The 14,797-nt window shown below is 44.1% G+C and carries 8 protein-coding genes; 4 read left to right on the top strand and 4 right to left on the bottom strand.

The genetic code is table 11. The features are described 5' to 3' along the window. Positions 1-50 precede the first annotated feature (50 nt). Both WCM76_04305 and gdhA read left to right on the top strand, forming a co-directional pair. Positions 51-3,023, top strand: coding sequence for a PEP/pyruvate-binding domain-containing protein (locus WCM76_04305; GenBank protein ID MEI6764840.1), 2,973 nt, complete (start codon positions 51-53; stop codon positions 3,021-3,023). Between the two features lie 580 nt (positions 3,024-3,603). Further along, complete coding sequence (gene gdhA / locus WCM76_04310) at positions 3,604-4,941, top strand: NADP-specific glutamate dehydrogenase (protein ID MEI6764841.1); 1,338 nt, start codon at positions 3,604-3,606, stop codon at positions 4,939-4,941. A 531-nt stretch (positions 4,942-5,472) separates the two neighbouring features. Here the strand turns inward: gdhA and WCM76_04315 are convergent. Together WCM76_04315 and WCM76_04320 are read right to left on the bottom strand one after the other, a co-directional pair. After that, complete coding sequence (locus WCM76_04315; GenBank protein ID MEI6764842.1) at positions 5,473-9,363, bottom strand: PKD-like domain-containing protein; 3,891 nt, start codon at positions 9,361-9,363, stop codon at positions 5,473-5,475. A 23-nt stretch (positions 9,364-9,386) separates the two neighbouring features. After that, positions 9,387-9,815, bottom strand: coding sequence for a hypothetical protein (locus WCM76_04320; protein MEI6764843.1), 429 nt, complete (start codon positions 9,813-9,815; stop codon positions 9,387-9,389). Between the two features lie 292 nt (positions 9,816-10,107). Here WCM76_04320 and WCM76_04325 point away from each other — a divergent pair, with 292 nt between their 5' ends. Continuing rightward, positions 10,108-11,817, top strand: a complete 1,710-nt coding sequence (locus tag WCM76_04325; protein MEI6764844.1) for an SBBP repeat-containing protein — start codon at positions 10,108-10,110, stop codon at positions 11,815-11,817. A gap of 9 nt (positions 11,818-11,826) precedes the next feature. Continuing rightward, complete coding sequence (locus WCM76_04330) at positions 11,827-13,446, top strand: hypothetical protein (protein MEI6764845.1); 1,620 nt, start codon at positions 11,827-11,829, stop codon at positions 13,444-13,446. An 11-nt stretch (positions 13,447-13,457) separates the two neighbouring features. On the opposite strand, the gene WCM76_04335 is transcribed toward WCM76_04330, so the two are convergent. Both WCM76_04335 and WCM76_04340 read right to left on the bottom strand, forming a co-directional pair. After that, complete coding sequence (locus WCM76_04335; GenBank protein MEI6764846.1) at positions 13,458-14,231, bottom strand: energy transducer TonB; 774 nt, start codon at positions 14,229-14,231, stop codon at positions 13,458-13,460. A gap of 311 nt (positions 14,232-14,542) precedes the next feature. Then, positions 14,543-14,785 carry a metalloregulator ArsR/SmtB family transcription factor gene (locus WCM76_04340; protein MEI6764847.1) on the bottom strand — a complete coding sequence of 81 codons (243 nt, stop codon included), beginning with the start codon at positions 14,783-14,785 and terminating at the stop codon, positions 14,543-14,545. Positions 14,786-14,797 lie beyond the last annotated feature (12 nt).

The following is a 14,797-nucleotide window of genomic DNA, read 5'->3' on the forward strand; positions in this document are numbered from 1 at the left end:
TTTATAAACTTTTTTCTTTACTTTGTGTTACTCAAATAAACTACAGCGATATGCCATTAAGCAAGATGCTGACATTGCGGAAGTATTACTTCCAGGACACATCCTTCAAACTGCTGATGCAGAAACGGATTTATCACGTACTGCTTATCTGCAGCAGCTACGATGCATTTATGCTTGAAGAAGACGGCCGCATCGACGAGCAGATATTCAATGAATACGTATCGCTGAACCTGCGCTATCCGCCACGTTTCATCATGGCATCCAACTATGAGCAGGCATTTGAAATCCTGCACCGCGAGAATATTGATCTGGTGATAACCATGCTCAGCGTAAGTGATCCGTTTGAGCTTGCCCGAAAAATTAAAGGGAAATACCCGAAAAAGCCTATCGTTGCCCTTACTCCGTTTTCACGCGAAGTAACCCAACTCCTTGCAAGCGGCGACATGAGCGCCATCGATTATGTTTTTTGCTGGCTGGGAAATACCGAAATTCTGCTGGCCATCATCAAACTTATCGAAGATAAAATGAATGTTGAGTTTGATGTGGAAGAAGTCGGAGTGCAGTCAATTTTGCTGGTCGAGGATTCCATTCGCTTTTATTCGAGTTACCTGCCATTGCTGTATAAGCTCATCTTCAAACAGTCGAAGGAGTTTATGATGGAAGGGCTGAACGAGCATCAGAAAATGCTCAGAATGCGCGGCCGGCCGAAGATTCTGCTTGCCATGAATTATGAAGATGCCATTACCCTGTATGATAAATACAAAAATAATCTGCTGGGCGTAATTACCGATATGTCGTTCAAACGCGACGGCGTTAAAGACAACAGGGCAGGAGTGAAGCTCGTTGAAAAAGTGAAGGCCGATGACAGATTTATGCCGGTGATGATTCAGAGCTTTGACATCGAAAACGCTGTGGTGGCGCATGAACTCAATGTTGACTTCATCCACAAGCAATCAAAAACATTGTCTATTGAGCTGCGCGACTTCATTAACGAACAGCTTACGTTTGGCGATTTTATTTTCAGAAATCCCGAAACCCACGAAGAAATAACCCGGGCATCGGACCTGCAAACCCTTCAGCAGCGCATATTTGAGGTGCCCGACGATTCTCTCAGTTATCACATACAGCGCAATCATTTTTCGAAATGGCTCAATGCGCGTGCGCTTTTCCCCATCGGCGAAATGTTCAAGTATGTCCGTCCCGACGACTTTCAGGATATTGACGAAATAAAACGCTATTTGTTTGAAGCCATCGCAAGTTACAGGATGAATAAAGGCAGAGGTATTATTGCCGAATTCAACCGCTCCAGCTTCGACGAATATATTTTCTTTGCGCGCAACGGCGAAGGCTCTATGGGCGGCAAAGCCCGCGGTCTGGCATTCATCGACAGCCTGATTAAGAGAAACAGAATCTTCGATAAATTTGATGATATCATCGTTACCATTCCCCGAACGGTGGTTCTTACAACCGATGTGTTCGATGAGTTCATGGAAGAAAACAATCTCTACAGGATTGGTCTTTCCGATATGCCCGATGAGGAAATTCTGAAAAATTTTATCCGTGCACGCCTGCCGTTCCGTATTCATGAAGATTTGCTTGCCTTCATTACCGTTATAAAAAATCCCATTGCCATTCGCTCCTCCAGCCTTCTCGAAGATTCACACTATCAGCCATTCGCCGGCATCTACTCTACTTATTTTATTCCTAAAATAGAGAATGACGAGCGCAAGATGATTGAGATGCTGAGCTATGCCATTAAATGTGTGTATGCCTCTGTGTATTTCAAAGCCAGCAAGGCCTACATGACGGCAACTTCCAATGTTATTGACGAAGAAAAGATGGGTATTATCCTTCAGGAAGTGTGCGGAACACGTTACGGCGACCGCTTCTATCCTGCACTTTCGGGGGTAGCACGCTCCATTAATTTCTATCCTATCTATCCCGAAAAAGCCGAAGACGGTGTGGTAAATCTTGCTTATGGTCTCGGGAAATACATTGTTGACGGAGGAACCACACTTCGTTTTTCACCTGCGTATCCTAAGAAAATTATTCAGCTCTCATCGCCCGAAATGGCATTGCGCGAAACCCAGAACAGCTTCTACGCACTCGACCTGCGGCCTTCCAGTTTTATTCCCTCGGTTGACGATGGCGTGAATATTCTGAAGCTGCCGATAAGAGAAGCAGAACACGATGGAGCTCTTAAATATGCAGCATCTACGTTTGATATGGAAAACAATACTATCAGGGATGGTATCGGCTCCCCGGGCAAGCGTATAATAACCTATTCAAACCTGCTTAACTATAATATGTTTCCGCTGGCGGAAATTTTGAAAACCTTGTTATACACCGGTCAGCGCGAGATGAACAATCCTGTTGAAATAGAGTTTGCTGCAAATCTGGATGTTCCCAAAGGCAGGCCTAAGATTTTTAATTTCCTGCAGATTCGACCCATAGTTGATAATAAGGAATCGGTGAACATCAGTATTGACACGGTTAAGAAAGAAGACTGCCTTATTTATTCTACTTCGGCTCTTGGAAACGGCGTCATCTCTAATGTTTGTGATATTATTTACGTGAAGCCCGAAACCTTTGATCCTTCAAAAAATCCTGAAATTGCCAATACTATTGACCGGCTCAATTCCGAATTTCTGAAACTGAAGAAAAACTACATTCTGGTAGCGCCCGGCCGCTGGGGGTCCAGCGATCCGTGGCTTGGGGTTCCTGTAAAATGGCCGCAGATTTCGGGAGCGCGCATCATCGTTGAATCGGGGCTCGACCGTTATCGTGTTGACCCCAGTCAGGGTACGCATTTCTTTCAGAATCTGACATCTTTCAGGGTGGGCTATTTCACTATAAATCCATACGTTGGCGACGGACTTTTTGACGTGGCCTATCTCAATAAATTTGATGCCTCCTATGAAGACCAATACCTGCGTCACATACAATTTGCCACACCTCTGGTGATTAAAATTGACGGTAAAAAGAGCCTGGGCGTGGTGTTCAAACCAAACATGGGAACGTAAATCAGGGAACAGGGAATAGGTAATAAGTAATAGGGAACAATAATTAGTCAATTTGATAATTCAGGTTTATAAGCCGGCTGTTTTCCCTTTACCCTTTACCTTTCTGCTTAATCTTCCGACTCTCGACTCACGACTCACGACTCACGACTCACGACTCACGACTCTTGACTCACGACTCACGACTCACGACTCACGACTCTTGACTCACGACTCTTGACTCACGACTCTCGACTTTCCGTGTATCACATAAGCGAAATACGTAAAAAACTTAAAATATTTTCTTCATTCCTTCCTTTCTATGCTTAATTATGTAATTTTGTGTGGGCAATACATAAATAAACCTCAGATTATTAACGATTTATTAGCATAAAAATATTTTTTCAAATAAGTCGCCATATATCGGAAAATGATTAATTTTGTACTGTTAATTCATTAACATTGTTACAAAAGTTACAACAAAGCATATTAATATAAGAAACTGAATTTAACCGGTCAAAGAGAAATCACTAACAAGAATTTACACAATCACACAGTTATAAAGTTTAAACAACACATTAATATTAATCTAAATTTCAAAGAGATGAACGTAGATAAAATTATGAACGACCTTGAGAAAAAAAATCCGGGTGAAGTAGAATACCTGCAGGCCGTTCGTGAAGTGCTTGAATCCATTGAGGAAACTGTGAATGAAAACCCCCAGATCGAAGCTGCCGGCATCATCGAGCGTCTTGTTGAGCCCGATCGTCTGCTTATAATCAAAGTTCCCTGGGTTGACGACAAAGGCGAAGTTCATGTAAACAGAGGCTTCCGCGTACAATTTAACAACGCTATCGGACCTTACAAAGGCGGTCTGCGTTTCCACCCGAGTGTGAATCTCTCAATCCTCAAATTCCTCGGATTTGAGCAGATTTTCAAAAACAGCCTTACTTCCCTTCCTATGGGCGGTGCTAAAGGTGGTTCAGATTTCGATCCCAAAGGCAAATCAAACGCTGAAGTAATGCGTTTCTGCCAGTCATTTATGCTGGAGCTGTGGAAAATAATTGGTCCTGAAATGGACGTTCCCGCCGGCGATATTGGTGTTGGTGGACGCGAAATAGGTTTCATGTTCGGTATGTACAAAAAACTTACCCACGAGCATGTTGGTGTTCTCACCGGCAAAGGTCTCAGCTGGGGTGGTTCACTCATCCGTCCGGAAGCTACCGGTTTCGGTAATGTGTATTTTGCAGAAGAAATGCTGAAAACACGCGGTCTCGATTTCAAAGGAAAAACAGTTGCTATCTCAGGTTTTGGTAATGTTGCATGGGGTGCAGCCCTCAAAGCTACTCAGCTGGGTGCAAAAGTTGTTACCATCAGTGGTCCCGACGGCTATATCTACGATCCCGAAGGTATCAGCGGTGCAAAAATTGACTATCTCCTCGAACTCCGTGCTTCAAACCAGGATATCGTAAAACCATATTCATACGAATTCCCGAATGCTCAGTTCTTCCAGGGCAAACGTCCGTGGGAAGTAAAATGCGACATTGCTCTGCCTTGCGCAACCCAGAACGAACTTGGTAAAGAAGATGCATTGGCACTCGTTAAAAACGGCTGTATCTGCGTTAGCGAAGGCGCCAATATGCCTTCAACTCCTGAGGCTATTGAAGTATTCCACGCCAATAAAATTCTATTCGCTCCCGGAAAAGCTTCCAATGCCGGTGGTGTTGCAACTTCAGGTCTCGAAATGTCACAGAATTCAATGAAACTGACATGGGGCAAAGAAGAAGTGGATAAACGTTTACACGAAATCATGAAGAACATACATGAAGCCTGTGTTAAACACGGTAAAAACAGTGAAGGTTATGTGAACTACGTTAAAGGCGCCAACATTGCCGGCTTCCTCAAAGTTGCTCATGCAATGCTCGACCAGGGCGTTTTATAATTTCATAATTTGTGTTTTGGTTTTTGTTGTTAAAAGGGTCGTCTTTATGGACGGCCCTTTTTCTATTTCAAACCCTGCGATTCAAAGCTAAAAGCCCGCACATAACTATCTTCAACATTCCTCTATGCAGGGAATAAGCTCGCGAATGGAATATATATGTAACGATACAGCTCTGTCAATGCCGGCAACTGCAAGTTGAAATAGTCTGTGTCCGTCATTCAAAGCTGGCGTTTGCAAGGAAAAACCTTGCCCTGCCGAGGCTAAAACCTCGCGATTGCGAGCTCAAACATACCAGACCGGTATGTTCATATGAGCAACTGCAAGGTTCAGATATCTGCGCGGCTATGGTCAGGTGCAGGAAATCCCTGCGTTTCGGTCGTTGAGCTTGTCGAAACGCCGAAACGCAATGAATGAAAAAACCGTACCCTGAGCTTGTCGAAGGGTACGGTTTCTCTACTTATGTCTTATGACTTACGACTCACGACTCACGACTCATCCGCCGGAGGCGGACAGGCGACTCACGACTCAAGTCTACCTCACTAAAGTCACATTCCCCATTATCTTGTACTTCTTATTGAGGTTGTCGGTGTAGTAGGCAATCCATGTATATACCGCCGGAGGAGCAATGGTACTGCTGCCTTTCACGGAGCCGTCCCAGCCTTTGCCTATTTCGGTGCAGACATACACTTCCTGTCCCCAGCGATCAAAAATATGCATCTCAAATTTGTTGGAGATAAGACCCTGGATACTTGGCATAAAGAACTCATTCAAACCATTACCATCAGGGGTAAAGGCCGTGGGCGCAAATATCAGTATCTGTGGGAAAATGGTAATCAGCCGTGATGTTGTATCGGAACAGCCATGGTTGCTCGATGCAACAAGAATGACATTAAATGTACCCGTATCACTAAAGGTATGCGATGGCAGGTGCTCCGTAGATTCATTGAGAATTCCTGAGGCAGGATCATCAAAATTCCAGTACCAGGTATTGGCACCCGACGATTGATTTACCATATTCACTTTTGGATCGTCCATAGTAGCTACCGATGGTGAGAAGTAGAAATCGGCCACCGGTTTTGTATAGACATTGATGGTTGAAACGCCTGTTTCTGTGCAGCCGTCGGTTGTCACTGCCGTGAGCGATGCGGTGTAGGTACCTTCGTTGGCATAGGTATGCATCGGGCTCAACTCAAAAGATGTATTGTTTGCCGAAAATAAATCACCAAAATTCCATGCCCATGATGAATCAGCAATGTTGACACCCGGAACATAGTCGAAGTTAACATCAAGTGGCTTGCAGCCTTCGCTTGGCACCGTGCTGAATGTAAGTCCCGACAAGGGGAATACGTTAATAAGTACCGTTGCTGCACCTGTGCATCCCACGTTATCGGTACCGGTTACTGTATACACAGTCGTGGTGGTGGGTGATGCCACAACCGCCGGACCGGTGCTGTTTGATAATCCCGTTGCCGGCGTCCATACATACGTATCGGCACCTGCTGCGAGGCATGTTGTTGATTGTCCCGGACAAACATTCGCACTCGACGGTAAGGCCGTAACAGTGATTCCGTTTATTACATTAATATTTTGTGTCGCGCTGTTCACACAACTTGTAGCCGGATCAGTATACGTATAGGTAATGGTTGCAACACCAATCCCTGCTGTTGACGGGGTAAAGGTATTTGCGCTGACTCCCGCTCCCGAATACGTTCCGCCCGCAGGTGTCGCCGTATTCAGTAAAAATGGTGTTGAGTTCACGCAAACACTTGAGTAATTCGGGAAATTGATGGCAGGAAGATTATTTACAATAATATTGTAAGTTGAAGTACCAACGCATGAAGTAACCGGATCAGTCAAGGTATAGGTTATCGTATGTGTTCCTACGCCTGCCGTGGCAGGGTCAAACGTTCCAAGGGTGGCATCGGTAATGCCTGTTCCGCTCCATGTTCCACCGGCAGTGGCGGCACTAAGTGTCGTTGATGGGCTGTCAACACAATACGGTCCCGCAGCGGTTATTGTTGTATTCGGGATGGGATTTACAACAACGGTATCTACTCCAATTCCCGGGTTTCCTGTGATACACGAAGGTGAGTTAGAGGTTACCGTACAGCTAATGATATTCGTTCCTACCGGAAGGTTATTGGCCGAATAAATATTCACACCTGTACCAACGTTTACACCATTCAGTTGCCACTGATAAGTGGGTGCTGTGCCGCCATTGGTAACCGTGGCGCCAAATACTACTGTAGTTCCGAAGCATATCGGGCTAACAGGAAGTGATGTTACAACAACACCTACAGGCGCACTTGTATCAACCGTAACAACAAAATTAACCGCAGGACCAACACAACCATTGGCAGTCGGTGTGATGGTATAGGTTACAGTACCCAGGGTAGTAAGACTGTTATTAAGGATATCATTGATGTTACCGCTTCCGGAACCGCTAAAGCCGGTGATTGTGCCACTGGTATTTGAGCCGGTCCAGCTGAAGGTGGTACCTGTTACGTTTGATGTAAGGATAATATTAGTCGACTGTCCGCTGCAAATAGTCAGCGTAAGCGGACTGTTTGTAACGGTGGGTGTCGGATTTACTGTAACTGTATAATTGCCCTGAGGTCCGGTACAGCCGTTATACGCTGCATTAATAAGGTAAACAACAGTGCCTGGATTCGAAGTCGTATTCGTAAGAACATCAGTAATATTCCCCGTACCGCTGGGTGTAAATCCGGTGATGTTTCCGCTTGGACTGGTCGCCGACCACGCGAATGTGGCACCCGAAATATTTGAAGTCAGAAGTATGTTCAGTGCATCACCTGAGCAGATAGTCTGAGACAAGGGATTATTGGTGATAACGGGAGTGGGGTTCACTGTGATGGTATAGGTAGCCACAGTACCTGTGCATCCGTTTGCTGTTGGGGTAATGGTAATGGTAACTGTTCCTGCTGTTGTATCAGAATTTATTAACGTCATTGCGGGAATAGTACTTGTACCGCTTGCTGCTGCACCTGAAATATTCGGTGAAGCCGATGACGTCCATGCGAAGGTTGTTCCCGGAACAGCAGAGGTAAGCGTAACCGAAGTGGTGGTCTGTCCGCTGCAAATAGTCTGACTCATGGGTGTATTGGTAACCGTAGGCAGAGGGCTAATGGTTACATTCATACATGTATTTGCACTGTTGCCACAAGCATTTCCGGCGTTTACGCAGATTGTTCCGGAAGTGGTTCCGAAGGTAACACTGATTGATGTGGTTCCTTGTCCGCTGTTTATTACGGCGCCTGTTGGAACCGTCCAGTTATAAGTGGTTGCTCCGGCTACTGCCGTAATTGAATAAGTCTGTGTGGTATTAGGACATGCTGTCGGAGGACCGGTTATAGCTCCGGGAGCGGGTGGCGTCGGTGCCAGCGTCGTGGTAATACACGTAGGAGCACTCGTGCCGCAGGTATTCGATGCTGTTACGCAAATATTTCCTGCATTGGCGCCAAAAGTCACCGTAATGGAAGTTGTGCCTTGTCCTGATGTAACGGTTGCTCCGGCAGGTACGCTCCAGTTATAGGTTGTTGCGCCGGTAACAGGAGAAATAGAATAGGTAAAAGTTTGCCCCGGACAAACAACCGTGGGTCCGGTAATAGCTCCAGGCGCTGCCGGAGCTGGTGCAAGCGTAATAGTAATACAACTGGGTGCGCTGGTACCGCATGAGTTAGTTGCCGTGACGCAAATCTGACCTGCATTCGCACCAAAGGTTACCGTGATGGATGTGGAGCCTTGTCCTGATACTATGGTAGCACCTGCTGGAACAGTCCAGTTATAGGATGTGGCGCCTGTTACAGCAGCAATAGAATAAGTAAACGTCTGACCCGGACATACGGCCGTGGTACCGGTAATTGCACCGGGTGTCGGTGGTCCGTTGATTGTGCCGGGCTGGTAATTGAATGTCAAAACTACGCGTTGGGTGCAAATCTCAGTACCGAAGGGCTGAGGATTGGCGTATAATGTATTTGTCCCACTGTAATTGTAATTAGGAAGTCCGCAGGGAAACGTATTCGTGCAGGTTACTGCGTTGCAGCTTCCGCAGTTGCATGTGTGAGAACCTAAATTAACAGCAGTGCATATTGTTTGACCGTTAATCTGTGTAGGTACGTTTTGCGCCGAACAGTCGGCTGCATAATAGGTAACCGTAACTCCTGTAATAACATTACCGGCAGGTACAGGATTGGTAAAGGTTTTGGTTTGCTGCGATGACTGGCAACAAGGACATCCGCTGGTGCCGATACACATATAGTCGGTACCGCACACACTGCAACAACCCCACGATTGTGCTCCGGAATAATAAATAGTAACAGTCGCTGTCTGTGCATTAATACCGCTTGCGCCGGCACAAATCAATGCCACTATTATGAAAAAACGTACGATTTTTCTCTTCATCACTTAAGTTTTTGCAACAGAAATTATAAGCCTAATACAGTGAAATTCTGAACGCCATAGCGTTTAAATTCTGAAAGAGCAATGCCAAAGTCGCTCAGTTTTATGGTGAGTGCATTCTCAGGTGTACATTCACCCTTGATGCCTACCTGTGCAGGTATCACTACCGATTTTCTGTCGGAAGTTCCAAGTTTCCAATCCCATTTTTCGTCCTGTGTAAAAATGCCGTCGTTCCAGCTTACCTGAGCTGAATAAGGGTTGGTGTTCACAAAACGGATATAAACAACATTCGCCCCATCACAAGTATCTTGTTGATACCATGCTTCTACTCCATCAAGAATATTTCCACCCGATACCGTCAGGAAAACCTGTTCCCATCCTGAGTTAATCTGAGCTTTCGCCGAAAATGAAAAAAGGAAAAGAGCAAGAAAAGCAGTGATAAGGTTCCGTTTCATGGCTAATGGTTTGTTTTTATTTATTTTAGCAACAAAAATATCTAATTAATAACTAATATACAAAGAAAAAGTACTTCATAGACGGAAATTTGTTATAAATGGTTGTTGCTTACTGATAATTTTATCAAATAATTCAGATAAATGATATTTTTGCAAGGCGATTGAAAAACGTTAATTAGCCAGATTAGCTTTATGTATTACTAATAAGCTCGTTTAAAACAACAGTTGTCAAATTGCGCAGCGACTCTTAATAATTGGTATTTTTGCAATATCTACTTTAATAATTTATTAGATGAAAAAATCAATACTCTTTTTTCTTGCACTCTTTGTAATGATTTTTACGATCAATGCTCAGGAATATAAATGGGTAATCAATCCTAAAGGAACCGATTCAGACTATTCCAACGATATTTTTGTGGACGGTTTAGGGAATAACTACACTACAGGATATTTTCGGAGTGCCAGCCTCGATTGTGGAAATACTACCTTATACAATTCCGGCGGAATCGATTCGGCTGGTGGCCCCTGTTTCGACCTGTTCGTGATAAAAATGGATTCGAACGGCGTAATCAACTGGGCGAAAAGTGCTGGACAATCGGGCAAATTCGAAAGCGGTACCGGAATTGCGGGCGACCATGCCGGTAATGTTTTTATTTCAGGTTGGTTTACGGGAACAAATTTTCAAATGGGCGGATCTACGCTTGTAAGCGCAGGTTTGTGGGAAGCTTTCTTGGCGAAATACGATAATGCGGGCAACGTTGCATGGGCACAAAAATTTGGCGGCCCTTCCGATGATGTCGGTACGTCTGTAGCGGTTGACGACAGTGGAAATGTATATTTTACCGGCTATTTCTTTAGTCCAACAATTCAGTTCGGAACTATTACACTCACCAAATCAGGCGGCGGTATGTCATCTGACGCTTTTCTGGCTAAATTCGATAATAATGGAAATGTAAAATGGGCAATAAAAATAGGTGGTAGCGGTAGCGATTTAGGCCGTCACCTTGCTGTCGATAAAGCTTACAACGTTTATCTTGCAGGGAATTTCGCCGGCTCCATGAATATTAGCGGTACACCGCTTTCCAGCAGCGGTAACACTGATATTTTTCTTGCCAAATATACTTCCGGAGGCGCTTTTCTCTGGGCAAAAAAAGCCGGTGGCAGCGCAATGGACCATGTAAATGGTATCGCCGTGTATGATACAACGGGTTGTGCCATTACCGGCGAAGCCTACAGCAACCCGATTACCTTTGGGACAATTCCGGTGGCGCATTCAGGCATGACCAATACTTTCGACAGCTACGTGGCGCGTTATAACCAGAATGGAACCGTATTGTGGGCCAAAGGTGCCGGTGGTGCCGACGATGACATTGGTCGTGATGTAACCTTTGATACAAAAGGGAATCTTTATGCATGCGGCGATTACGCAAGTGCTACCTTTGGTTTTGGTGGCACAACAATTACGAACAGCAATGCAAACAGTACCTTCACAGATTTCTATGTGGCGAAATTCGATTCCGCAGGAACACAGCAGTGGTTAAAAACGGCCAATGGCTTTTATTTCGAATATGCCTATGCGATTGGTGCCGACGCAAAAGATAATCTTTACTTCACTGGCCCCTGGGAAGGAAATACACTTTCATTCAGCCCGCAAGAAATTGCATCCACCGGAAATACCGATTTCTATATTGCAAAAATTGGCTATCCTTCCGATACTACAGATACTTCGGGAAGCGTAATTAATGAATATCAAAAAACCGAAAGCCTCGTTTTTCCAAATCCAAACAACGGAAACTTCACCATCAGTAATGTTGATTACACCCATGAATTGCTTATCACGGTGTTTGATGTTACCGGTAGAATAGTTTATGAAAGGCTTATTCCTGCCGGGATTTTGCCTAAGGTTGATCTTTCACTCGGCGATATGCAGCAGGGACTTTATATGCTGAGAGTTGTTTCAAACGGTAATGAATTTTTCTCTAAATTTGTGGTAAGGAGATAAACACCGCACTTGAATTTTCAATCATTTATCCAATCCCCTAAAAGGGAATTCGTAATTGCAGGCATATTTATTGTCGCGGGTTTGCTGTTGTTCGCACCCTCTGTCTCGATTGCCTTCCTTTCCGATGATTATTATGCACTCATTGTATTTCAACAGAAAGGCCTAAAGCTGTTTTATAATCTCCACGATCGGACGTTTATTCCATTCACGCTGTTTTTAATGGGAGTAATCCACCAAATATTTGGCGCGTCTGCTGCGGCATTCAGAATTTTTTCCATTATCCTTCATGCGCTGAACGCCTATCTGATTTATAGATTGCTGATGAGAATTTTTATGATTAAAGGGATTCATAGTAAACAAATATTCCTTACTGCATTCCTCGGCGGGATGTTTTTTTTGGCATTCCCTTTTCATGCCGAACCTATTGTCTGGATTGCTGCAACTGCTTATCCTCTCTGTGTTCTTCTTTGTCTTGCAGCTGTTCATTGCTATATTTCATATCGTACTATCGGTAAAAACTTCTTGTTGATAATTTCCGTTATTGCATTTTTTCTTGCATTGCTCTCAAAAGAATTTGCGGTTGTACTTCCCTTGATAATTGCAATGTTTGAATTGTTTTTATTTCGTGGTAACATAGAATACAAAATTCGTTTCAGGAAAATGTCATTTTCAATTATCTTGTTTATCGGTGTGTTGTTACTGTATTTGCTGTTTCGACGGCTCGCAGCGGGCGAGTGGATTGGGCTTTATGGTAGTGTTGTGCATACTCAGATAAATGCGGAAATATTAGCAAAAACACTCGCTGCTTATTTTGCCAATTTTGTATTGCTGTTTCGCTATTGGCAGCTTGTGCCCGGTAGTTTTATCAATAATCACACGTCGCTATTGCTTATTGGTGGCGCTGTAATAACCATTACCGGTCTGATTATTCTGCTGATTCGTTCCCGAAATACTGCAAAACATTCTTCATTATATTTATTGTTGATGAGCGCATTCATTGCCTTGGTACCTGTGCTCAATCTCGAAACCGGCTTCCTTACACAAATACAATCGGAACGCTACGGTTATTTTTCAGCAGTTTTTTTCTGCCCTGCCATTGCCGTATTACTTACGTTGATTTTCAAGAATAAGTTTTGGCGCGTTATCTTTTCTGTGCTGATTTTAGGTCTCTATATTTTATTGCTTCAAATGAATATCCATAAATTCAGAAATGCGGGAGCGCTTGCAGATAAGGTTCTTTGCGGAGCGGCAACACTGGAACAAACCAACGAACATACCGTTTTGCTTAATGTGCCTGATACGTATGATGGTGTATATGTTTTTAGAAACGGTCTTGCTGAAGCATTGCAGTTGCAGCATGGAGATGCCGGGAAACGCATTTCAGCATTGACTTATTTTTCTGGCAATGCAGATGCAGAACGTATAACAATCATGAAAAATAGTGACCGTATTAGTATCCGTTCTTCACAAAAAAACGTACATGTTTTTGCAGACACTGACGTTTTCCCAAGTCGTTATACATCCCTGCTTCGCTCGGACAATGACGTAGTGATTCTGAAAATGAAAGACACAATTTCGTGTCGTTATTATCGATACACTGCAACGGGAGATTTGTTTGAAATCCTTTGATTGTAATTGTTTCAGCTTGCACCATCATCAATGGTAAGGAAAAATGAAACAGGCATCAGCATCTGAACCCTCACCGCCTGGCCGTTTTGCTGACCGGGATTCCATCGGGGCATCATGTGTACAACCCGTGCAACTTCATCGTCGCAGCCGCAACCAATACCCTGAAGAATTTTTATACTGCTGAGTGAACCGTCTTTTTCAACAATAAATGTTGCATACACTGTCCCCTGAACCTTGTATTGCCTTGCCAACAGCGGGTATTTTACATTCCGCTGAAGAAATAGATTGCGTTCTTTTTCGCCCCCGGGAAACTGAGGCGCAACTTCCACTTTTACATAGATGGGCGCAGGGCCATTTCCATCGCTTTCACTTTGCCCGTTTCCGCTTGTATTATTGTTTCCGGTGCCTGTTCCCGCTGTATCGCCTTTAGGACTTTCAATGTCATGCTGGCTAAGGTCGACATCATTTTCATCGTGGTGTGTAACAACCGGCTGTATGTTCTCTGTTTTTTTTCGGGGCATTCTTCCCGCAGAAGGAAGATCTATTTTATTTTGTGCAGGCTGAGGAAGTGGCTGTTTTAAATTCATCTCGTACTGTGACGTGCCGCCGCTTCCGAAAGTTTCTTTATCAGAATAGCTGTAGAGCGCAATAAAGCTGATGCCAACGACAAAAAAAACGGCAATCAATATTCCGGTTATCACACCGCCCGGATATTCCTTTCTGTTCTTATAGGCGCCATACGCGGTGTTGCGGTTCTTGAAAATTATATCGTCCCAGCGTTCCATGATATGCGCGTATAGGTATCGTTCGATTTGTAATGGCGCGGTAAAATTACACTTTCCATGCCAAAATAGATACATCTCCGGATTTAATATCCTGGTACCGTATCTGCAAACGCCAGATAAAATATCGTTTTTATTTAACTGCAAGTTGCCGCGCATTTCTTTTAAGCACCTTTATTGGGGTCTAAGCAGTCATGTGTTTTTTAGCTATTAAAAATTTGTTAATATTTTATTTCGGAGCATAATAAAAGCGGATTATACACGCTTGTATAATCCGCTTTTATACGTAAATAAGCCTGTAAAAACTAGTTCGATTAAGTGAGCTTCTCGAGGCATTTTGCAATTTCGCCAAGCACTCCGGGCTTGATAAAATAATGCATTTCCTGACCATTCCTGCTGTTCATTAAAACGCCCGCCTCTTTCAGTACTTTCAGGTGATGTGAGGCTTCCGGCTGAATAATTTCGAAGAGCTTGCAGATCTGGTTTACGTTCATACTGGGCTTTTCTTCAAGAACGCCGATGATGGCTAACCGAAGGGGATGAGATAATGCTCTCATCCGGGAGGCTAC

It is taken from the genome of Bacteroidota bacterium, from assembly GCA_037133915.1.
Taxonomy (GTDB): Bacteria; Bacteroidota; Bacteroidia; order Bacteroidales; family CAIWKO01; genus JBAXND01.

What these genes read in the sequence shown, in the direction of transcription:
- WCM76_04305 (MEI6764840.1), top strand. Translation starts at nt 51, where the DNA reads ATGCCATTAAGCAAGATGCTGACATTGCGGAAGTATTACTTCCAGGAC.
- gdhA (MEI6764841.1), top strand. Translation starts at nt 3,604, where the DNA reads ATGAACGTAGATAAAATTATGAACGACCTTGAGAAAAAAAATCCGGGT.
- WCM76_04315 (MEI6764842.1), bottom strand. Translation starts at nt 9,363, where the DNA reads ATGAAGAGAAAAATCGTACGTTTTTTCATAATAGTGGCATTGATTTGT.
- WCM76_04320 (MEI6764843.1), bottom strand. Translation starts at nt 9,815, where the DNA reads ATGAAACGGAACCTTATCACTGCTTTTCTTGCTCTTTTCCTTTTTTCA.
- WCM76_04325 (MEI6764844.1), top strand. Translation starts at nt 10,108, where the DNA reads ATGAAAAAATCAATACTCTTTTTTCTTGCACTCTTTGTAATGATTTTT.
- WCM76_04335 (MEI6764846.1), bottom strand. Translation starts at nt 14,231, where the DNA reads ATGGAACGCTGGGACGATATAATTTTCAAGAACCGCAACACCGCGTAT.
- WCM76_04340 (MEI6764847.1), bottom strand. Translation starts at nt 14,785, where the DNA reads ATGAGAGCATTATCTCATCCCCTTCGGTTAGCCATCATCGGCGTTCTT.